The sequence below is a fragment of the Rathayibacter sp. AY1A7 genome, from assembly GCF_002930845.1.
Lineage (GTDB): Bacteria > Actinomycetota > Actinomycetes > Actinomycetales > Microbacteriaceae > Rathayibacter.
Window position 1 is genome coordinate 44,447 of the sequence record NZ_PSTL01000020.1, and the last position, 20,356, is coordinate 64,802.

Sequence of the window (20,356 nt, forward strand, 5' to 3'; positions counted from 1 at the left end):
GATCAGCCCGGGGATCCGGCCGGGTTCCTCCGGTCCGCCGCCGCCCGCCGCAGCCGCTCCGCCGGAGCCGTGCCGCCGAGTGGCCGCTACGCCGAAGCCTCGGTATCGTGGCGCGCTCCGACGCGACCCGAGGAGATCCCGTGATCCGCCGCACCGCCCCCGGAGCCGCCGCGCTCCTCCTGCTCGCCCTGACCGGCTGCTCCGCCGGGTCGTCGCCCGCGGCGTCCCCGTCCGCCACTCCGGAGCCCGTCGGCGGCCTCGGGGTCGCCGTCTCGGCGCTCTGCGAGCCCGGCTCCGATCCGCAGTGCGTCCCGGTCGGCGGGCAGGACGTCCTCGTCGATCCCGAGGACTTCACCCGCGCGGGCGTCGCCGCGGTCGAGGCCGATCCGAGCACGGGGGTCGTCGACGTCCGGTTCGACGAGGCGGGCGCCGCCCTCCTGCGCCGCGGCTCGCAGGCGGCCATCGACGAGGGGGCCGACGCCCGGCTCCTCCTCCGCGTGGGCGACCGGATCGAGTCTGCGCTCTCCGTCATGCAGCCGATCGAGGGCGACACCGTGCAGATCGTTCCCGCGGAGGGCGACGCGCAGGGGCTGGTCGACCGGATCCTCGCCGGCTGACGCCCGCCTAGGATCGGCGCATGGCGAAGGGTTTCCGCACGGAGCGCACGCAGGCGCTCCTCCTCGCGCAGCCCTGGGCGCTCTCGCTGGTGAGCGCCGTCTTCGTGGCGGGGATGCTCTGGCTGGCGGCGGACGCGGGCTGGGATCTCGGCGCGGTCGTCGGCGGCGGACGCCGGCACGCGCCGCTGTGGCTGGTGCTCCTGCTCGGCCTGCCGCTGTTCGGCGCCGGAGTGGTGCTCGGCGCGGTCCGGCAGGTGCGGCTCCTGCGGCGGCCGGCGGCGCCGCCCGTCCCGAGTCCGGAGGCGGAGCGGCTGCGGCGCGAGGGCCCGGGCTGGCTCAGCCGGCGCGAGGACGAGCGAGCGGCGCAGGGCGGGACCGGGAGCGCGCAGGGCGGCACCGGCGGCACACCGGACGTGATCGGCAGCGCTCCCGACGGCACGGACGACCCTCGCGACGAGGCCCGCTGACCGCGCCTCAGAGGTGCAGCATCCCCCAGTCGATGATCACGGCCAGCGCCGTGTAGGCCGCGGCCACTGCTCCGACCGCCTTGCCCGCGCGGTCGAGGTCGGCCTGCGGGTCCGGACCGGCGTCGGCGACGACCCGGAGCAGCGCTCCGACCAGCGCGATCAGCGTGATCGCCAGGATCCAGACCTTGAGCGACGCGTGCGGATCGACATGCGCGAGCGTCAGCGCGACGACCGGCACCGCCACCACGAGCACCGACGCCAGCACCAGGAGGCAGCCGCGCCGGGTGAGGCCGGTCGGCCCGAAGGAGCCGCCGCGCATCCAGGCGCGCACGCGCTGCCTCCGCGAGGCAGGCGGACCGCCGGCGGAGTCCGCGTCGGTCGAGGGCCCCCAGTCCTGCGCGGTCGTCATCGCGCGGTGCCGGAGCGGTCGGGAGTCGGGCTGGGCCGCATCGGGTCCTCCAGGAGACGAGGGGGCACGTCGGACGGTGGTGCCGACCCCTCAGTCTCGGGAGCGCCTCCGGCAGCGGCAAGCGCCTCTTCCGGACATGTCCGGAAGAGGACGCTCAGGCCCGTCCCTGCAGGATCAGGTTCCAGTACACCCACGGCAGGACGCGGCGGTCGGCGAGATAGGTGAGGCGCCGCTCCTTCGCCAGGCCCGTCCAGAAGGGGACGGTCGGCTTCGGGCGGTAGCGGTCGTCGAACTCGGCGAACACCACGCTCGAGCGCGAGACCACGAAGGGGCAGACGGAGTAGCCGTTGTAGACGCGGGGGAGCGGGCGCCCCTTCTGCGCGGCGACGAGGTTCTTCGCGAGCGTGGTGGTCTGCTGGCGCAGCGCTCCTCCGGACTTCGAGTTGACCGTGGCCGCCGCGTCGCCGAGCCCCCAGACGTCGGGGAACCGCGGGTGCCGCAGGGTCAGCGGGTCGACCTCGACGAAGCCGCCCTCGTCGCCCTCGGCGGCCAGTCCGGTGCCGGCCAGCCAGTCGGGGGCCGACTGCGGGGGCACGGCGTGCAGCACGTCGTACGACAGCGTCTCGCGCGGGCCGTCGGTCGAGCGCCGCGCGCGGTCGGGGCCGGGGAGGGCGGTCGCGCGCTCGTCGACGGCGAGGACGACCCTCCGCTCGGCCGCGTCGACCTCGACCAGCTCGCGGCCGTAGCGGACCTCGATCCCGTACTCCGCCACCTTCCGCTCGAGCTCGGAGTCGATCAGCGGCATCCCGAACAGGGTGGGGGTCGGCACGACGAGCACGACGCGGATGCGGTCGAGGACGCCGGTCGCGCGCCAGTAGTCGCAGGCGAGGTACATCGGCTTCTGCGAGGCGCCGGAGCAGGTGCCGGGGCCGCCGGGCTGCGTGAAGACGACGGTGCCGGAGCGGACCTCGCGGAGCACCTGCGACGCCTTGCGGGCGTACTCGTACTCGTAGTTGGACACTCCGAACGGCGAGTCCATCGCCTCCTGGAGCCCGGGGACCGCGGCCCAGTCCTTCTGGATCCCGGGGCAGACGACGAGCTGCCCGTAGCCGACGGTGCGGCCGGAGAGGAGGGTGACCGTGTGCGCGACCGGGTCGATCGTCTCGACGCGGTCCTGGATCCAGACGACTCCCTTCGGCGTGACCGAGCCCTGGGGCCGGGTCGCCGCGGAGGCGGGTGCGGTGCCGCCCGCGACGTGGGAGAGCATCGGCTGGTAGACGTGGGTCGACCGGGGCTCGATCACCGCGACGTCGTCCACTCCGGAGCGCCGCAGCCGTCCCGCGGTCGAGAGTCCGGCGTTGCCGCCGCCGATGATGAGGACGTCGTGGCGGGCCGCGCCGGGATCGGTCATGGCCTCACCCTAGGGGCGCGCCGGGGCCAGCGGACGGGCTTGCGCAGACCCGCGGAAGGGGGGTGCGCTCGGAGTGCCCCGGGACGGTGATCCCGCACGGCCGCCCGGCTCGCGTCAGGCCGCCTCGAGCGCCTGGATCGCGGTCCTCGCGGTCGCGCAGGGGTAGGAGTCGTACCCGTCGTGGGCGTCGAAGGCGCGGCACTCGGCGCAGCGGAGCCGCACTCCGGCGCCGCCCTCGAGGACGCGCTCGGGGCGGTGCCCGTGCAGGATGACGGCGAGGCTCGCGACGAGGGGGTCGCTGCTCACCAGCGCGCTCCGCAGCGCCTCCGACCGGCGGCGGAGGTAGTCGTCCGCCACGGCGTCGATCGACTGCTCGGGGAGGTCCGGCTCGGGCCAGGAGGCGGGCCGCTCGACGGGCAGGTCGAGCTCGTCGAAGCCCATCGACCAGTCCGGGAAGCGGCGCTGCTCGTGCACGCTGGTCCAGACGGTGACCACTCCCTCGTGCCGCGGGTCGGCGAGGATCCGCGCGTAGAGTGAGCGCACGTCGGACTCCTCGCCCTCGAGCAGCTGCATCACGCGGCGGCCGCGGAAGACGAGCATCCCCGAGACGCCGTGCTCGACGTTGTTGCGGCGGCTCGTCTCGAGCAGCCGGCGGATCTCCCCCGAGCCCAGGTCGCGGTCGAGGGTGCTGACGTAGACGACGGTGAAGACGAGGGAGTCGCGCCGCGGCGAGTGCTCGACGAGGTGGAGCGTCGCGGGGGAGTGGGCGCCGGTCTCGGGGTCCATCAGGGCCGCGACCTCCGGGAACTCGAGCCAGATCAGGTCCTCCGGAGCGCTCGGCTCCACGGCGGTGACCGCCGGGACCGCGTCCAGCCACTGCGTCCGCTGGCGGAGGTCGGCGGCGACCGCCTTCTCGTCGAGCCCGGGCAGGAGGCCTGCGGCGCCGGAGACGAAGAGGCTCGTCGCGGAGTTGAGCAGCAGCGTCACGACCGTCGCGTGGCCGTCGCCGCCGAGCACAGGGAGCTCGACACTGTCGGTGCGGCCGTGGGCGGCGAGCCCGGAGGCGTAGGAGACGAGTGCGTCGGCGACCGCGTCCCCCACCTGGAAGGTCGCGCCGGCGTACTGGATCTGCTTCATAGCCCTACGATGCGCCTGCGGCGGATCCACGGGTAGGGGTACCGGTGCCGGGTGGAGCGTGCAGGGGTCGCGGCTGCTCCCGTCCGAGGAGCACGGAGCGGCGGGACCGCGCCCAGTCGGCCGTCGAGCGGGCCGGCGTCCCCGTGATCCGCTCGACCTCGTCGGTGAGCACGTCGACGCCGTCCAGGCCGCGGCGGGCGACGACTCCGAACTGCCGGCGGAGCCCCTCCGCCTGCCACGCGGACATGCCGGTGAGGCGCAGGACAGCGGCGAACACGCGGCTGGGCAGGTGCAGGTAGCGGACGCGACGGCCGAGCCCCGCGGTCAGCTCGCGGGCGGCGCCGGGCCCGTCGAGCAGAGCCGGTCCGGTGAGGACGGGCTCGGCGCCGGTGTGCCCTCCCGCCTCGAGGACGTGCGCGGCGACCCGGGCGATGTCGGCGGTGTCGATCCACGGGATGACGCCGCGCCCCATCGTCTGCGGGAGCAGGCCGCGCGAGATCGCGGGCGCCGAGGGCTCGAGGTTCGTCAGGAAGCCCGAGGCGTGGAGGATCGTCGCGGGCAGCCCGGAGGCGCGCACCCGCTCGTCGGTCCGCCAGATCGCGCGGCCCCAGGGGAGCGGCGAGTGCTCGGCCGCGTCGCCGCCGGAGAGCTGCACGAGCGCGCGGACGCCCGCCTCCTGGGCGGCGCGGACGGCGGTGGCGCCGTGCTCGGCCTGGCGCGGGGTGGCGGCGGTGACCAGGAAGAGCTGGTCGGCGCCCCGGAGCGCGGCGGTCAGTGCGGCCCCGTCGCCGAGGCCGGCGATCCGTGCGTCGAGGCCGCGGGCCGCGAGGGCCGCCGCCTGCTCGGGCCGGCGGACGATCGCGCGGACGGGCGCGCCGGCCGCCACGAGCCGCTCGAAGGTCTTGCCGCCGACGTCGCCGGTGACTCCGGTGATCGCGATCACGTCGCTCATGATTCCTCCTAGGTATCAACTAACTGATACTCGAAGACTACGCCGCTACGCTCGGTCCATGTCCTCGGAGTTCTCCCTGACCCGCGACGACGTCGACGCGATCGCCGCCTGGACGGTCATCCGCGCCGCCCGCGACCTGGCGAGGCGGGTCGGCGACGCGCTCGCGCCGGCCGGGCTCAGCCCGGTCGAGTTCGGCGTGCTGGCGCAGCTCTCGGCGGCCGACGGGCTGACGCAGGCCGACCTCGCCCGCGCCGTCGGCGTCCGCCCGCAGAGCATGACGGCCCTGGTCGCCGGGCTGGCGGAGCGGGGCCTGCTCGACCGGGGCGCCGAGCGCGGCCGCGGCCGTCACTCCCGGATCGCCCTGACCCCGGCGGGGCGCGACCTCCTCGAGGCCGCCTACCCGCTCGTCCGGGCGGGCAACGCCTGGTTCGGCGGCGAGGAGCGCGCGGACGCCGTCGCGACCGCGCTGCGCCCGCTGCTCGGCGGGCAGGCGGGCCGGGGGCACGAGGTCCCCTGAGTGGAGCGGGCGAGGTGGCTCGGCGGCGGTAGGGGCGGCTCCTCCTCCGAGCGCTCGTGCACACCCGGCCCCCTCGCGGGTGCCACCGGTACCCTGGTGCGGTGCCCCTGACCCTCCCTCCGCTGAGCCGCGCCCGCGCGCGCGCCGCCGCGGCGTACCCGACCCGGCAGCTGCTGACCAAGCGCGCCTCGGGCACGAACGGATGGCTCAGCTCGTGGGGGACGAACGCGCACGGCGAGATCGCCGGCTGCCCGCCGCCGCGCGGCTGACCCGCGACCGCCCCTCCTCCGGAGCCCGCGGCCGCGTCCCCGCGCACGCCCACCCCTCCGGACGGAACCCCTCATGCCGCACCAGCCCCTGCCCGCCGATCAGGCCCCCCACTCGATCTGGCGGGGACTCCGCCAGACCCTCCAGAAGGACACGGTCGGCGGAGCGTTCCTGCTCACCGCGACCCTCCTCGCCCTGATCGTCGCCAACAGCCCCGCGTCCGCGCTCTACAGCGCGGTCCGCGACTTCCGCTTCGGCCCCGAGGCCCTGCACCTCGAGCTGAGCGTCGGGTCGTGGGCGGCCGACGGCCTGCTCGCGATCTTCTTCTTCGTCGTCGGGCTCGAGCTCAAGGAGGAGTTCGTCGCCGGCAAGCTCCGCGACCCGAAGACGGCGCTCGTGCCGATCGTCGCGGCCGTCGGCGGCGTGGCCGTCCCCGCCCTGATCTTCACCGCGGTGAACCTGCCCCGCGGAGGAGCCGCGCTGGACGGCTGGGCGATCCCCGCCGCCACCGACATCGCCTTCGCCGTCGCGGTGATCGCCGTGGTCGGCCGCTTCCTCCCGCCGGCGCTGCGGACGTTCCTCCTCACGCTCGCCGTGGTGGACGACCTCATCGCGATCACGATCATCGCCGTCTTCTACACCGCCGGCATCGACGTGCTGATGCTCCTGCTCGCGCTGGTGCCGCTGGCGGTCTTCGCGGTCTGCGTGCAGCGCGGCGTGCGCGCCTGGTGGGTGCTGATCCCGCTCGGAGTGGCGACGTGGGCGCTCGTGCACGCCTCGGGCATCCACGCGACGGTCGCGGGCGTGCTGCTCGGCTTCACCGTGCCGGTCGTCGCGTCGAGGCGCGCCCGGGTGCAGGTGGGGTCGGACGCGGAGGGGCGCCCGGTCTACGACGGCCTCGCCGCGCACTTCGCCGATCGCTGGAGCGTCCTCTCGACCGCGGTCGCGGTGCCGGTCTTCGCGTTCTTCTCGGCCGGAGTGACGGTCGGCGGAGTCGCGGGCCTGGTCGACTCGTTCCAGGACTCGATCGCCGTGGGCATCATCGCCGGCCTCGTGCTCGGCAAGCCGCTCGGCATCGCCGGGAGCACCTTCCTCCTGACCCGGTTCCGCGGCATCGGCCTGGATCCGTCGCTGCGCTGGGTGGACGTGATCGGCATGGCGTTCGTGGCCGGCATCGGATTCACGGTGTCGCTGCTCGTCGGCGAGCTCTCGTTCGGCGCGGGCAGCGAGTCCGACGACCACGTGAAGGTCGGCGTCCTGGCCGGCTCGTTCCTCGCGGCGGTGATCGGAGGCGCGATCCTCTCGGTCCGCAACCGCCACTACCGCCGCCTGCAGGGCTGACGCCCGGCGGGATCTCGCGGCGCCCGCGGCCCGGGCGGCTCGATCGGCACGCGCCTCCTGCTGGTCGAGCAGCCGCCGCAGGCGGCGCATCGAGATCCCGCGCGGCTCAGCCGTGCAGGCCGTGGATGACCGCGTGGCCGCGGCCGCGGGAGATGAGCAGGCGGTTCACCGGGGTCGTGACGACGAAGGCCAGGGCCAGGGCGCCGGCGAGCGAGCCCCAGAAGAGGCCGGACGAGAGGCCCGCGTCCATCGCTCCGGGGATCGCGAGCACCACCGTGTTGTCGACGACCTCCATCACGGCGATCGAGACGGTGTCGGCCGCCAGCGCGATGCCGACGGCGGCGCGCCACGTCACTCCGGAGCGGAGCACGCCCCGCAGCGTGAGCGCGTAGCCGAACACGAACGCGAGGACGATCGAGAGGGCGACCGTCGCCAGGGCGGGCAGACCCAGGGCGGAGCCGATCACCATGCCGAGGACCTCGCCGATCGCGCAGCCGGTCAGGCAGTGCAGGGTCGCGAGGGCGGCGGCGCGCCAGGTGGTCGGGTGGTGGTGGGCGTGGTCGGTCATGGTGTCTCCTCCGGTTCGGTCCAGGGGAGTGCAACATACCCCCGGGGGGTATATTCCCGACCCGGCCGTCGGAGTCTCCTGCGGCTCCGCAGGCGCGCGAGCCGTTCGCCCGGGCGCGCTACCCTCGCCCCGTGCTCCTCCGAGCACCGCCCCTCGACACCAGGAGCCCCGATGGCCGCCCCCACCGTCCTTTTCGTCTGCATCCACAACGCCGGCCGCTCGCAGATGGCCGCCGGCTACCTCCGCGCCCTCTCCGGCGGCGCCGTCGAGGTCCGCTCCGGCGGCTCCGAGCCCGGCGACAGCATCAACCCGATCGCGATCGAGGCGATGGCGGAGGAGGGCATCGACATCTCGCAGGCCGTCCCGCAGCTGATGACCACCGAGCAGGTCCAGGCCTCCGACGTCGTGATCACGATGGGCTGCGGCGACGTCTGCCCCGTCTTCCCCGGCAAGCGCTACGAGGACTGGGACCTCGCCGACCCGAAGGGCCGACCGCTCGAGGAGGTCCGCTCGATCCGCGACGACATCAGGGCCCGCGTGCAGGCGCTCGTCGCGGAGCTGCTGCCCGCCTGAGCCGGTCGATCCCGTCCGGCCGCGTCAGCGTTCGACGGGAGGCGGGAACATCCGCCCGACCGGAGGCGGGCCCGCCGGGAGCGCCGCGCGCGCCCGGTGCAGGAAGACGGCGGTCATGACGACCCGGGCGCGGGCCGGCGACGAGTCGAGCGGGCCGATCAGCTCCTCGATCCGCGCGAGCCGGTCGTAGAGGGTCTGCCGGCCGATGCCGAGCGCGGACGCCGTCGCCGTTTTGCTCCCCCACAGCGATGCGAAGGCCTCGAGGGTGGCGAGCAGCTCGCCGCGCTGGGCGCGCAGGGGCCCGAGCACCTCCTCGACGAGGTCGTCCGCCTCCGGATCGTCCTGCAGGGAGCTCGCGAACCGCTCCAGGCGGTACTGGCGCGAGTCGACGACTCCGCCCGCGGGCGCCCACTCGCGCGCGCCGCGCACCTCCGCCAGCTCCCGCGGCACCCGCTCCTGCCCGCCGAGCCCGCTGCCGACGCAGAGCAGAGCGTCCGAGTCGAGGGCGGCGCCGAGGCGCAGCAGCTCCGCGCGGCCCTCCTCCATCGCGGCGGCGGTGGCGAACGGCAGCAGCGCCAGCAGCTCGGAGCCGACCACGCAGAGCACCGGGCCGGGATCCGCTCCTGCGCCCGTCAGGAGGCGGAGCAGAGCGCGGAGCCGCCGGTCGTCGTGACCGGTGTCGGCCCGGACGCCGAGGTAGCGCTCCCGGGAGCCGGCGCCGAGGCGGCCGAGGAAGGCGTCGATCTGGAGGTCGGCCGCCGGGTCCGCGCGCTCGACAGATGCGATCGCGAAGAGCTGGGCGGTCAGCCGCTCGGTGACCGACGGCGGGCGGTGCCGGAGCACGGCGATCGCGAGGACGTCCGGCGCCCGGTCGAGCGCGACGGCGACGGCGTGGAGGTCGGCGTCGGCGTGGGCCCGCAGATGCAGGGTGCCCAGGAGGGAGTCGCCCGCGTGCAGCACGTTCGAGAACGTCCCGGCCGTCGGCTCCGTGTCGACGCCCGGCCCGGGCGAGGCGCGGGCGATCTCGTCGCCCGTGAGCGAGACGAGCGAGGCGGAGGCGCCCGTCGCGGAGGCGACGACCTGCAGGAGCTCGTCGACGCCGGCGTCCCCGGAGGCCGCGTCGGCCAGAAGACCGGACACTCTGTCCGCCAGACGGATGCTCCGGAACTTCTGCTCGGTGAGGTGGGTGTTGATGCTCTCGCAGACCTGCACGAAGGGGACGCGCCGGGGCAGGGCGAGCACGGGGAGGCCGAGCTCGTCGGCCGCCGCGACGATCGGCGGCGGCACCGCGGGCAGGCGCGGCGAGAGCTCGAGAGCGAGGGCGCCGACTCCCGCATCCACCAGAGACCGCACGTACTCGCGGCACTCCGCCGGGTCCTGGTCGGTCGAGAGGAGCGCGCCCTCCATCAGGAGCAGCTCGCCTCCGAGGAGGAGGGGCGCGATGTCGAGCTGCTCGCTCGTGTGGGCCCAGCGGATCACGGCGCGCTCGGCGGCCGCGTGCCCGGCGGCCACCACCGGGAGCATGGCGGCGAGGCGCGGATCCCGCATCGCGTCCGACAGCAGGTAGGCCATACAGAACGTCCTCTCGCGTCACGGCGAATTTACACGCGGACGCGCCGCCCGAAACGGGTCCGCACGAGAGTGGAGCCTCACCGGGCGCCCCGCCCTCCCCTTCATCCCCCTCCCCGAGAGGATCCGCCATGAGCACCGACACCCTGCACGGCACCGCCGACGCCGAGGACGCGCTGAGTCCCCTGCCCGACTCCCGACGCACCGCCCGGCTCGACGGGCAGTTCTGGATCTGAGCCGGCGCCAACATCGCCCCCATCAACTGGGTGCTCGGCGCCCTCGGCGTGAACATGGGCCTCGGCCTGGCGGACACCGTCACCGTCCTCGTGCTCGGCAACGTCGTCGGGATGGCGGTGTTCGGCTTCTTCGTCCTCCTCGGCCAGCGGACGGGGGCGACCGGGATGCTCGTGGGACGGGCGATCTTCGGCCGGCGCGGCAACTACGTCCCGGCCGCGATCCAGGCCGTGGTCGTGATCGGCTGGTGCGCCATCAACACCTGGATCGTCCTCGACCTGGTCATCGCGCTCCTCGGCTCCGTCGGCGTCGTCGACCCGGAGCAGGCGAACGTCGGCTGGAAGATCGCGGTGGCGGCGGTGATCATGGCGGTCCAGGTCGCGATCTCCTTCCTCGGCTACCGCGCGATCGCCGCCTTCGAGCGCTGGACCGTCCCGCCGACCCTCCTGGTGCTGGCGATCATGTCGGTCGTCGCCTGGTTCTTCCTCGACATCGACTGGTCCTACGCCGGCCCCGCGGAGGGCGCGCTCACCGGCGGCGACCGCATCGCGGCCATGTCCATCGTGATGACCGCCATCGGCATCGGCTGGGGCCTCACCTGGCTCGCCTACGCCGGCGACTACTCCCGCTTCGTCGGGCCCCGCTCCTCGAAGCGGGGGCTCTACCTCGCCAGCGTCCTCGGCCAGTTCATCCCGGTGGTCTGGCTCGGCGTCCTCGGCGCGACCCTCGCGACGAAGAACGGCTCCGTGGATCCCGGGGAGCTGATCGTCGAGAACTTCGGCGCCCTCGCGATCCCCGTGCTGCTCCTGGTGGTGCACGGCCCGATCGCGACCAACGTCCTGAACATCTACTCGTTCGGCATGGCGACCCAGGCCCTCGACATCCGGCTCGGGCGCCGCGCGCTCAGCCTCGTCGTCGGCGTGCTGGCCTTCGCGGCCGCGGTGTTCTTCGTCTTCCAGGACGACCTCGCCACCACGCTCGACGCGTGGCTGGTCGGCCTCGTCGGCTGGGTCGCCCCGTGGGGTGCGATCGTGCTGGTGCACTACACGGTGTTCGAGCCGCGCGTCCGCTCCTTCGGGCACCTGTTCGCCCCCGTCGGCTCGCCGCTGCTGCCGGACGTCCGCTGGCGGGCGCTGCTCTCCTTTGCGATCGGCGCGACCCTGACCTGGCTGTTCATGAACGGCTCGGTGCCCGCCCTGCAGGGTCCGGCTGCGACCGCCCTCGGCGGCGTCGACGTCTCGTGGCTCGCGGGCGGAGTCTCGGCCGGCCTCGCCTACCTCCTGCTCGGCCGGGACGCTCCCGCCTGGGTAGAGCGCCGGGAGTCGGCCGCGCCGGTCGCCGCGGAGCCCGAGCCCGTCCGCGGCTGAGCCCGAGCCCCTCCGCGGGCCGGCCCCCTCGCGAGCCGGCCCGCCCCGTCCCACCCCGCACCACGAACGGAACCGCCATGCCCCTCTTCCTCTCCGACGCCGCAGTGATCACCATGGACCCGGTCTCGGGCGCCGTCCCGATCACGGCGAGCATCCGCATCGTCGACGAGCTGATCGTCGCGATCGGCCCGGGCCTCGTCCCCGAGCCGGGCGACGAGGTGATCGACGGGCGCGACCGCCTGGTCGTCCCCGGCTTCGTCAACGCCCACACCCACTCGTGGGAGTACCTCTACAAGGGCCGCTACGACAACCTGCCGCTCGAGCTGTGGATGCTGCTGTCGTACCCGATCCTCGGGAACAGCCGCGTCGCTCCGGATCTGGTGCGGCTGCGCTCGTCGCTCTTCGCCCTCGAATCGCTGAAGGCCGGGGTCACGACCCTGGTCGACGACGTGCTCGAGAACCCGGACCAGGACGCTGAGCAGCTCGCCGCGGTCTTCGATGCGTACGACGAGATCGGAGTCCGCGCCAACATCTCGGGCCACGTGATCAGCAGGCCCTTCCACGAGACGATGCCGTTCCTCGAGGAGTACGTGCCCGCGGAGATCCTCGACCAGGCGCGGTCGGCGTCGCGCCCGACGACGGAGGGCTACCTCGCCTTCAGCCGCGAGGCGTTCGCGACCCAGCACGGGAGGGGAGGCGGGCGGCTGCGCTACATGGTCGCCCCGTCCGCTCCTCAGCGGTGCGGGCCCGAGCTGCTCGTGGGGGCGACCGAGCTGGCGCTCGAGCACGGGGCGGAGTGCCACATCCACGTCCTCGAGACGAAGACGCAGCTGGTGACCGGCGAGCTGTCCTACGGCTCGACCCTGGTCGAGTACATGGAGCGGATCGGCGCCCTCTCGCCGAACACGACCTTCGCCCACGGGATCTGGCTCACCGACTCCGACATGGAGCGGATCGCCGCCGCCGGCACGTCCGTCTCGCACAACCCGATCTCGAACCTCAAGCTCGGCTCGGGCATCGCCCCGTGGCGCGCGCTGCACGACGCGGGCGTGAACCTCGGCCTCGGCACCGACGGCTGCTCGAGCAGCGACTCGCCGCGCATGCTCGACGTCGTGAAGGCCGCGGCGCTCCTGCACAAGGTCACGGATCCGGACATCGCCACCTGGCCGACCGTGTCCGAGGTGCTCACGGCCGGCACGATCGGAGGCGCGCGCAGCGCCGTGCTCGACGACGTCACCGGCAGCATCGAGGTCGGCAAGCAGGCCGACCTCGTCGTCTACGACCTCGAGACGCTGAACTTCACCCCGCGCCAGCGGCTCGAGAACCAGCTCGTCTACTCCGAGAACGGCTCGTCGATCGACACCGTGATCGTCGCGGGCCGGGTCGTCGTCTCGAAGGGCGTCTCGACCACCGTCGACGAGGCGGCCCTCCGCGCGGATCTCGCCGCGCAGCTGGGGGAGATCGTGGCCTGGCAGGACTCGCTGGACCGCACGAACGGCCTGCTCACCGAGCCGTTCCGGCGGATGTACGAGCGGGCGATGCGCCACGACGCCCCCGTCGACCGCTTCAGCGGCCGCCGGCTGGTCTGAGGGCGGGCCGGCTCCCGGCGGACGCTCGGCCGACTCCCGGCTCGGCACACGGACGGGCGGGGGCGCGGCTCCAGTAGGTTGCGCACATGAGGTGGCGAGCGGGAGCGGTGGCGGTGCTCGTCCTCGCGCTCGCCGGGTGCACCGCGCCGGCCGACCCCGAGCCGACGACCGGGCCCACGGCCGCCCCCGTCTCCGGGCCGGTGGTCGGCGGCTACGGCGACCTGCACGTCGCGCCCGACGGGTCGATGATGTTCTGCTACTCCGACCCCGACCCGGGATTCACGGGCGTCTGGCGCGAGTGCCAGGACGGGATCCGCACTGTGGGCGTCGACCCGGCCGCGATCGACGCGACCCTCGGGGCGACGACGGCCGATCCGGGCGGGCACCGCTGGGTCGGCGCGGCGGCCGGGAAGCGCACCACCGAGGACGGCACCGACGTCTACACCGTCTTCCTCGCGGGGACCCGCACGGACGACGCGTTCACCGTGACCGCGGTCGGCGAGGGCTCCTACCGCGTGCCGTCCGAGTACCAGGAGCTGCAGCCGGGAGTGCCGGGCGGGTTCCTGGTGCGGCTCGAGCCGATCGGCTGAGCGGGGGCGCCGGCGCAGGTGGAGGAGCCGAGCGGGGTGCAGCGGCCGGGAGGGGCGGAGCCGGCGGACTCGCGCACCCCCTCCGCCCGACCCTCACAGCGGGCGCGGCCGGTACCGCTCGATCAGCGCGTCGAACAGGCCGTTCATCCGCTCGTCGACCACGCGGCGCGACTCGTCGGCGTCGTACCACTCCACGATCTCGCGGGCGCCGTCGCTGAAGCGCACCGAGGGGGAGTACGCCGGGACGAGGCGGCGGATCTTCGCGTTGTCGAACACCATCGAGTGCGCCTTGTCGCCGATGATCCCGGCACCGAGCTCGGGGTCGGCCGCGGCGATCGCGTCGGAGGCGACGTGCACGAGGCGTGGCTCGACTCCGGCCGCCGCGGCGAGGTCGCGGTGGATCTCGTCCCAGGTCGGCGTCTCGTCGCCGGTGATGTGGAACGCCTCGCCGATCGCGGCGGAGGCGCCGAGAAGACCGACCAGGCCGACAGCGACGTCGTCGGCGTGCGTGAGTGTCCAGAGCGAGGTGCCGTCGCCGAGGACGACCACCTCCTGGCCGCGGCGCATCCGGTCGACGACGGTCCAGCCTCCGTCGACGGGCAGCGCGGTCCGGTCGTAGGTGTGCGAGGGGCGGACGATCGTGACCGGGAAGCCGCTCGCGCGGTACTCGGCCACGAGCAGGTCCTCGCACGCGATCTTGTCGCGGGAGTACTGCCAGTAGGGGTTCCGGAGCGGAGTCGACTCGGTGACCGGGAGGCTGCGCGGCGGCTTCTGGTAGGCCGAGGCCGAGCTGATGAAGACGTACTGGCCCGTGCGGCCGGAGAACAGGTCGATGTCCTGCTGCACGTGCTCGGGCGTGAAGGCGACGAAGTCGATCACGGCGTCGAAGCTCCGGTCGCCGAGGGCGGCGGTGACGGAGTCGCGGTCGCGGCCGTCGGCCTGCACCTCGCGGACGCCCTCGGGCAGCGGGCGGAGCGACGTCCGCCCCCGGTTCAGCACGGTCACGTCGTGGCCGAGCCGCAGCGCCTCGCGGACGCAGGCGGCGCTGATGATGCCCGTCCCGCCGATGAACAGCACGCTGAGCGACATGGATCCTCCTCCGGCGGCGCCCGCGGCGGACGCCTCCCGACCCGATTCCCCCACATCGGGACGCCGCACGCGAGTCCCTTGACCCGGCTACCGCTCGACGGGACGCCGTTGCTCGTCCTCCGGCTCGGGGGCGAGCAGCGCCTCCGGAGCGGCCGCCGCGGTCGGCACGTCGGGTGCCGTCCGCTGCTCGAGGGAGCGCCCCCAGGCCGTGCCCGCGAGGATCAGCGCGATGCCGAGGAAGCCGACCGGCGCGATCGGGTCGCGGGCGAGCGCGACTCCGACGACCGCGGCCCACACCGGCTCGGTGCCCAGCAGGAGGCTGACGCGGGAGGGGGAGGTGCGGCGGACCGCCCACGTCTGCACGAGGAAGCCGAAGACGGTGCAGACCAGGACGAGGTAGAGGAACAGGCCGGTGCCCACGGGGTCGAGCCCCGCGACGTACTCGGGGATCGGCACGCCGACGACGAGCGACGCGGCGCTGAAGACGACGGCGCAGGTGCCGAGCTGCACCGTGGTCAGGCGGAGGGAGTCCATCGGCGCCCGCGCCGAGAGGCGGTGCATCGACGTGACGTGCACGGCCCGCACGACGGCGGCGCCGAGGATCAGCAGGTCGCCGGGGGAGAGCGGGCGGAGGGCGCCGTTGCCCGCGAGCAGCGCGACTCCGATGACCGCGACGAGGCATGCGAGCAGGAAGCGGCCCGGGAGGCGGCGCTTCGAGACGGCGGAGTCGAGGATCGGCGTGATCACGATCGTCAGGCTGATGATGAGGCCCGCGTTGGTGGCGGAGGTGCCGGCGATGCCGTAGGTCTCGAGCGCGAAGATCGTCGCGAGCAGCGCCCCGATGGTCACGCCGACCCGCCACTCCGCCGCGCTGATCCGGTGCCGCCGCGCCGCGACGATCACGGCCAGGCACAGGGCGGCGAGGGTCATCCGCGAGCCGAGCAGCGCCATCACGCTGGAGTCGGTGACGAGCTCCTTCGCCGCGAAGTAGGTGGAGCCCCAGGAGGCGGCGACCACGAGCAGGAGGAGGTCGACCCGGAAGCGGGAGAGGAGAGCGCGCACGGCTCATCGTGGCGGCACGGAGACCCGAAGGACAAGACTGCATCTTCTTCGCCGACGCGTAAGTTGGAACTCATGGAACTCGGACAGCTCAGGGCTCTGCGGGAGCTCGGCGAGCGCGGGAGCATCGCCGCCGTCGCCGCCGCGATGCGGGTGTCCCCCTCCTCCGTCTCGCAGCAGATCAGCGCGCTGCAGCGCCGCACTCCGACGGCCCTGACCTTCCGCGACGGGCGCCGGACCGCGCTGACCCCCGCCGGCCGCGCTCTCGCGGCGGCCGTGGTCGAGGTGGAGGTGGCGCTCGAGCGCGCGGCCCGGGCGGTCGCGGACTTCGAGGAGAAGCCGAGCGGCACGGTCTCGGTCGCCGCGTTCCACAGCGCGGGGCTGGCGATGTTCGGCCCGCTGCTGGAGGCGCTGCGCGCACCGGGTCGGCCGGGCGTCGCGCTCGCCGACTTCGACGTGGCGCAGAGCGCCTTCGCCGGGCTGACCGCGGACCACGACCTGGTCGTCGCGCACCGGCTCGCCGGCAGCGCCGAGTGGCCCGGGACCGTGCGCTCCACGCCCCTCCTCTTCGAGCCGCTCGACCTCGCGCTCCGCCGCGACCATCCGCTCGCCGCGAAGGACGTCGTCCGCCCCGCCGACCTCCGCGACGAGGAGTGGGTCGCGGTGCACGAGGGCTTCCCCCTGGAACGGGCGATCGACGCCATCGCGGTCCTCGCGGGCGGCGACGCGCGCATCCCGCACCGGATCAACGACTTCCTGGTCGCGGCGGCGGTCGTGTCGGCGGGCGACGGCGTCGCGCTGCTGCCGCGGTACACGACCGACCTGCGGCGCACGCCGGAGGTGGTGCTGCGGCCGCTCGGGATCCCGGGGCTCGGCCGCCACATCGACTGCCTCGCCCGGCCCGAGACGCTGGAGCGCTCGGCCGTGCGGGCCGTGCTCGAGCAGCTGACCGGGATCGCCGCGGGGCTCGCCGCCGCGCCGTAGCATCGTGCCGTGCACCGCCTGATCGAGACCACGGCCGGAGACCCGGCAGCCACGGACCTCTTCGCCCTGCAGGAGGCCGACCTCCTCGCCCGCTACGGCGGCGACGACACCGGTCCGCGTCCGCCCGCCGACGCTCCGACCCTGCTGCTCGAGGTCGACGGCGGGCTCGTCGGCTGCGTGGCGCTCGCGGTCGAGGACGGCATCGGCGAGATCAAGCGGATGTTCGTGGTGAGCGCCGCGCGGGGCCGCGGGCTCAGCCGCGTGCTGCTCGCCGGCGTCGAGCGGCTGGCGGCCCGCGAGGGCGTGGAGCTGCTCCGACTGGTCACCGGCACGGAGCAGCCGGAGGCGATGGCGCTCTATGCGAGCGCCGGCTACGACCCGATCGCGGGCTACGGCTACTGGGGCGACGAGCCGAGCGCCCGCTGCTACGCGAAGCGGCTCGACCGCGAGGCGCTGCTCGCCGACGCGGGCTGACGCCGGGCTGCTACCGGGCTGCCCGTTCGGCCGTCGCGGGCCGGCGCCGGACTGACGTCGGGTTCTGCGCTCGCCCGTCGCGGGCTCTCCGGGCCGCGCGGTCCAGGGTGCTCGCGAGTCGGGCCGCCCGCTCGGAGGGTCCGTGTCGGCGAGCCCGATGGGGCATCTACGACGTCGTGGTCGACTGGTCGGCGGTGCGGAGAAGCTGCTGAGGATGAGGCGCGGGAGGCGCGGCGCGCCGCCTCTGGGCAGGTTCGCGCCAGAGCAGCCTCGAGCGGCGTGCCCCGTCGCGGAGCAGGCGACTCTGTCGGAGCGGCACGGGCATCCTCCCGCGCCTCTCACCCGACTCTGCCCCCGATACCCAGGGGTGCACGATGACAGAAGGACTCCGATGCAGAACGAAGACACCAGCACGCCGACCGGCGCCCCCGATCGTCTGACCCAGCGCCGAACCGTGGTGAAGGGCGCCGCATGGGCGATTCCTGTTGTGGCCGCCTCGATCGCCGCTCCGATGGCGTCGGCCTCAACCGCCCCCCAGTGCGCCCTGCAGGACGCGCAGCGCATCGACGCCACCTCGACCACCGCGCTCGCGGCTCGGACGATCCCCGTGCCCGCGGGAACCCAGTGGGTCCGCTTCACGGCGGTCGGCGGAGACGGCGGCGGCGCCCGCACCGGGTCGGACGTCACCAACGCCGGTGCGCGGGTGACGGGCACCATCCCCGTCGACGCGCTCGGCGGAGCGTCCGAGATCGTCATCACCGCGGGCTCGGGCGGCAGCAACCAGGCCGGCGGCCAGGGGCTCGGCAACGGCGGGGCTCCGGGCACTCCGGGCTACATCGGCTCCGGAGGAGGGGGCGGGGCCAGCGGGATCACCGCCGCGGGCTCCCTGCTCGTCATCGCGGGCGGCGGCGGCGGTAGCGCAGCCGGCTTCACCTCGAACGACTTCACCCGGTCCGCCCGCGTCGGGCCGAACGCGGGGTCCGGCGGTCCCGTCGGCGGCTCCGGCTACGACAGCGCCGTCTCGCGCGCGGACAGCAGCACCGGCTCCACCGAGCAGGCTCCGAGCACCGGCGGAAGCCAGACCGGGCCGGGGCAGCCCGGTGTGACGACGGTCAACGTGACCGAGACGGTTCTCGGCAGCCCGGGCTCCGGGCGCGACGGCGGTGCCGGCGCAGCCAGGACGAACGCGAGCCGCCAGGTGACCTACGCGTCCGGTGGTGGCGGCGGCGGTTACTTCGGCGGTGCCGGCGGCGGCACCTCCCTGTGGGTGCGGGGTGGCGGCTCCTACGCGGCCAACGCGTCGACGGGCGCAGGAGGCAGCAGCTTCGCCGCGTCCGGCGTGACCGTCGAGAACTCCGACGTCGACACCCGTTCGCAGACGATGGGCTACGTGGAGGTCGCCTTCTTCGTCTGCGAGTAGCGCCTGCCCGAAGGCCAGGTGAGCCTCCGTGGTCGCCCGCTCCGGCGTGCGACCACGGAGGCTCGTCGTCGTCACCGTCCGCTCCACGTCGTCCCCGTCCTCCTGATGTCCCATTACCATATCAGTATGGGGCGGGAGGCGCCAGCCCTCACTCCTCCTGCGGCTCCGCGCCGTCGTGCTGCAGGTGCACCAGGACGCGGCGGAGGTGCATCGCCGCGAGGACGCCGGGCCCGAGGGTCCGGGAGGTCGCGGCGGTCCGCTCGTCGACGACCTGCACGAGGTGCCGGATCGCGCGGGCCGCGCCTCCGATCGCCCGGTGCGCGGCGGGGGAGCCGGCGTCGTCGCGGTCGATCGCGTCGGCGACCGCCCGGCAGGCCTCGCTCAGCGGCGGGCCGAGCGCCGGATCGAACGGGAGCGCGCCCGGCCGCTCCCAGATGGTGTCCGCGAGGGCGCCGCTCAGATCGCGGACGTGGAAGAGGATCGCGTCGAGCGTCTCGAGGCGGAGGTGGTCGGACCGGGAGTCGCGGCGGTGCAGCAGCGCGCGCGGGTTCCCCTTGCGACTCTCGTCCGCGTCCGCGAGGGCCGCGCGGACCTCCTCCGCCGTCCGGGCCAGCTCCTCGCCGTTGCGGGCCCAGGCCTCGTGCTCGGGCGGCCACGTCTCCTCGAGCGCGGCGGCCAGCTGGCGCAGGTGCTCCGCGAGCTCGCGCCGGAACGCGTCGACCCGGGCGGACGCCGCCTCGACGGTGAGCCCGGGGGCGACGACCACGTTCACCAGCAGCCCCACCACCACGCCCACCGCCATCTGCACGAGGTAGCCGAGGGAGTAGTCCTCGGCGTCGGCCCCGCCGATGATCAGCACGAAGAGGGCCGCCATCGGCACGTACTCGCGGCCCGCGCCGAACCACCCCGTCCCCGAGAGGACCACGCCGATCCCGACGACGAGCGGGATCGTCCACCAGGTCGGGCCGACGGTGACCACCACGAGGGCGGCGAGCCCGATCCCCGCCGCCAGGCCGAGCAGGGTCTGCAGTCCGGTGCGGACCGAGCCCATCAGGGTCGGGTACATGCTCACGAGGGCGCCGAGCGGCGCGTAGTACGGGTACTGCTCCGCGACTCCGGGAGCGAGCGGCGCGACGGCCCAGGCGATGCCGACCGCCAGCGCCGTCTTGAGAGCGAGCATCAGGCGCGAGCCGGTGACCGCCTCCCGCCAGGCGAGGGCGGCGCGGGACGTCCGGGTGCGGGGCATCCCGGCACCCTAGGCGAGGGGCGCGGGCCGTCTCTCCCCTCTTGACAGCGGAGGCGGAGGCCCGAGCGACGGTGGAGGGCCGAGGGCGGCGGCTCGGGACGGCGGTGCTGATCACGACTCACGACGAACGTCCGATCCGGCCCACGTCGCCTGCGCCGTTCCACGGGGCGCCGCGGATCCTTCCTCCGTGACGAAAGCGACCGCGCGGACCGCAGGCGCCGTGAAGTGATGCCACCCCCGCTCACGGGGGCCGTTGAGTTTGCGCAGACGCCCTGTTACCGTGAACAAACCGTGCAGCTGGCGGCGTCGGAGGCCTCGAGGTGGAGGTCGCGCCGGATCCTGCGAGTCACGGCGAGTTCTTCTCCGAGGTCCACCGGGCCTCTCCCCTTGGCGCCCTCCGGCGCCTCTCCGCAGCCCCCCCGCCCCCGGGGGCGGGGGGGCTGCGGAGAGGCGCCGGAGGGCGCCAAGGGGAGAGG

21 protein-coding genes are annotated in these 20,356 nt (G+C 74.5%); 12 read left to right on the forward strand and 9 right to left on the reverse strand.

What is annotated here, in order from left to right; genetic code table 11:
- Positions 1-140 precede the first annotated feature (140 nt).
- Together C5B95_RS14015 and C5B95_RS14020 are read left to right on the forward strand one after the other, a co-directional pair.
- Positions 141-617 carry a hypothetical protein gene (locus C5B95_RS14015; RefSeq protein ID WP_104349441.1) on the forward strand — a complete coding sequence of 159 codons (477 nt, stop codon included), beginning with the start codon at positions 141-143 and terminating at the stop codon, positions 615-617.
- Positions 618-637: 20 nt separating this feature from the next.
- A complete protein-coding gene (locus tag C5B95_RS14020; protein ID WP_104247793.1) occupies positions 638-1,084 on the forward strand; it encodes a hypothetical protein in 447 nt (148 codons plus the stop codon).
- 7 nt (positions 1,085-1,091) lie between these two features.
- Here C5B95_RS14020 and C5B95_RS14025 read toward each other — a convergent pair whose 3' ends face one another.
- The 4 genes from C5B95_RS14025 to C5B95_RS14040 form a co-directional block, all read right to left on the reverse strand.
- The gene (locus C5B95_RS14025; RefSeq protein ID WP_104305349.1) at positions 1,092-1,415 is read right to left on the reverse strand and encodes a hypothetical protein; all 324 of its coding nucleotides are present in this window, start codon (positions 1,413-1,415) and stop codon (positions 1,092-1,094) included.
- A gap of 232 nt (positions 1,416-1,647) precedes the next feature.
- The gene (locus C5B95_RS14030; protein ID WP_104349442.1) at positions 1,648-2,904 is read right to left on the reverse strand and encodes an NAD(P)/FAD-dependent oxidoreductase; all 1,257 of its coding nucleotides are present in this window, start codon (positions 2,902-2,904) and stop codon (positions 1,648-1,650) included.
- 114 nt (positions 2,905-3,018) lie between these two features.
- Positions 3,019-4,041: a BLUF domain-containing protein gene (locus tag C5B95_RS14035; RefSeq protein ID WP_104257740.1), complete on the reverse strand. Its 1,023-nt coding sequence runs from the start codon at positions 4,039-4,041 to the stop codon at positions 3,019-3,021.
- Between the two features lie 4 nt (positions 4,042-4,045).
- On the reverse strand, positions 4,046-4,993 hold the full coding sequence (locus C5B95_RS14040) for an NAD(P)H-binding protein (protein ID WP_104349443.1): 948 nt from the start codon (positions 4,991-4,993) through the stop codon (positions 4,046-4,048).
- Positions 4,994-5,051: 58 nt separating this feature from the next.
- On the opposite strand from C5B95_RS14040, the gene C5B95_RS14045 reads away from it, so the two are divergent.
- The 3 genes from C5B95_RS14045 to nhaA all read left to right on the forward strand — a co-directional run bounded on the left by C5B95_RS14045 (position 5,052) and on the right by nhaA (position 7,118).
- Positions 5,052-5,510 carry a MarR family winged helix-turn-helix transcriptional regulator gene (locus tag C5B95_RS14045; RefSeq protein WP_181068090.1) on the forward strand — a complete coding sequence of 153 codons (459 nt, stop codon included), beginning with the start codon at positions 5,052-5,054 and terminating at the stop codon, positions 5,508-5,510.
- A gap of 101 nt (positions 5,511-5,611) precedes the next feature.
- Positions 5,612-5,779, forward strand: a complete 168-nt coding sequence (locus C5B95_RS17605) for a hypothetical protein (RefSeq protein WP_181027217.1) — start codon at positions 5,612-5,614, stop codon at positions 5,777-5,779.
- Between the two features lie 73 nt (positions 5,780-5,852).
- Positions 5,853-7,118 (forward strand): Na+/H+ antiporter NhaA, encoded by a 1,266-nt coding sequence (gene nhaA / locus C5B95_RS14050; protein ID WP_104335976.1) that lies wholly within the window; start codon positions 5,853-5,855, stop codon positions 7,116-7,118.
- Between the two features lie 106 nt (positions 7,119-7,224).
- Here the strand turns inward: nhaA and C5B95_RS14055 are convergent, their stop codons facing one another.
- Entirely contained in the window at positions 7,225-7,686 is a 462-nt protein-coding gene (locus C5B95_RS14055) for a DUF4396 domain-containing protein (RefSeq protein WP_104349445.1), read from the reverse strand.
- 171 nt (positions 7,687-7,857) lie between these two features.
- On the opposite strand from C5B95_RS14055, the gene C5B95_RS14060 reads away from it, so the two are divergent.
- Entirely contained in the window at positions 7,858-8,259 is a 402-nt protein-coding gene (locus C5B95_RS14060) for an arsenate reductase ArsC (RefSeq protein WP_104222419.1), read from the forward strand.
- A gap of 24 nt (positions 8,260-8,283) precedes the next feature.
- Here the strand turns inward: C5B95_RS14060 and C5B95_RS14065 are convergent, their stop codons facing one another.
- A complete protein-coding gene (locus tag C5B95_RS14065; RefSeq protein ID WP_104349446.1) occupies positions 8,284-9,831 on the reverse strand; it encodes a PucR family transcriptional regulator in 1,548 nt (515 codons plus the stop codon).
- Positions 9,832-10,094: 263 nt separating this feature from the next.
- On the opposite strand from C5B95_RS14065, the gene C5B95_RS14070 reads away from it, so the two are divergent.
- The 3 genes from C5B95_RS14070 (at position 10,095) to C5B95_RS14080 (ending at position 13,608) form a co-directional block, all read left to right on the forward strand.
- The gene (locus tag C5B95_RS14070; protein WP_374953146.1) at positions 10,095-11,429 is read left to right on the forward strand and encodes a purine-cytosine permease family protein; all 1,335 of its coding nucleotides are present in this window, start codon (positions 10,095-10,097) and stop codon (positions 11,427-11,429) included.
- A gap of 77 nt (positions 11,430-11,506) precedes the next feature.
- Positions 11,507-13,018, forward strand: coding sequence for an amidohydrolase family protein (locus C5B95_RS14075; RefSeq protein ID WP_104349447.1), 1,512 nt, complete (start codon positions 11,507-11,509; stop codon positions 13,016-13,018).
- A gap of 86 nt (positions 13,019-13,104) precedes the next feature.
- The gene (locus C5B95_RS14080) at positions 13,105-13,608 is read left to right on the forward strand and encodes a hypothetical protein (protein ID WP_146076616.1); all 504 of its coding nucleotides are present in this window, start codon (positions 13,105-13,107) and stop codon (positions 13,606-13,608) included.
- A gap of 93 nt (positions 13,609-13,701) precedes the next feature.
- Here C5B95_RS14080 and C5B95_RS14085 read toward each other — a convergent pair whose 3' ends face one another.
- Both C5B95_RS14085 and C5B95_RS14090 read right to left on the reverse strand, forming a co-directional pair.
- Positions 13,702-14,697 (reverse strand): SDR family oxidoreductase, encoded by a 996-nt coding sequence (locus tag C5B95_RS14085; protein ID WP_104274134.1) that lies wholly within the window; start codon positions 14,695-14,697, stop codon positions 13,702-13,704.
- Between the two features lie 87 nt (positions 14,698-14,784).
- Entirely contained in the window at positions 14,785-15,759 is a 975-nt protein-coding gene (locus C5B95_RS14090) for a DMT family transporter (RefSeq protein ID WP_219812592.1), read from the reverse strand.
- A 72-nt stretch (positions 15,760-15,831) separates the two neighbouring features.
- On the opposite strand from C5B95_RS14090, the gene C5B95_RS14095 reads away from it, so the two are divergent.
- The 3 genes from C5B95_RS14095 to C5B95_RS14105 all read left to right on the forward strand — a co-directional run bounded on the left by C5B95_RS14095 (position 15,832) and on the right by C5B95_RS14105 (position 18,634).
- Positions 15,832-16,740: a LysR family transcriptional regulator gene (locus tag C5B95_RS14095; RefSeq protein ID WP_104349449.1), complete on the forward strand. Its 909-nt coding sequence runs from the start codon at positions 15,832-15,834 to the stop codon at positions 16,738-16,740.
- A 9-nt stretch (positions 16,741-16,749) separates the two neighbouring features.
- Positions 16,750-17,214, forward strand: a complete 465-nt coding sequence (locus C5B95_RS14100; protein WP_104226986.1) for a GNAT family N-acetyltransferase — start codon at positions 16,750-16,752, stop codon at positions 17,212-17,214.
- Positions 17,215-17,605: 391 nt separating this feature from the next.
- The gene (locus C5B95_RS14105; protein ID WP_146076617.1) at positions 17,606-18,634 is read left to right on the forward strand and encodes a hypothetical protein; all 1,029 of its coding nucleotides are present in this window, start codon (positions 17,606-17,608) and stop codon (positions 18,632-18,634) included.
- A gap of 148 nt (positions 18,635-18,782) precedes the next feature.
- Here C5B95_RS14105 and C5B95_RS14110 read toward each other — a convergent pair whose 3' ends face one another.
- The gene (locus C5B95_RS14110; protein ID WP_104349451.1) at positions 18,783-19,880 is read right to left on the reverse strand and encodes an aromatic acid exporter family protein; all 1,098 of its coding nucleotides are present in this window, start codon (positions 19,878-19,880) and stop codon (positions 18,783-18,785) included.
- Between the last annotated feature and the right edge of the window lie 476 nt (positions 19,881-20,356).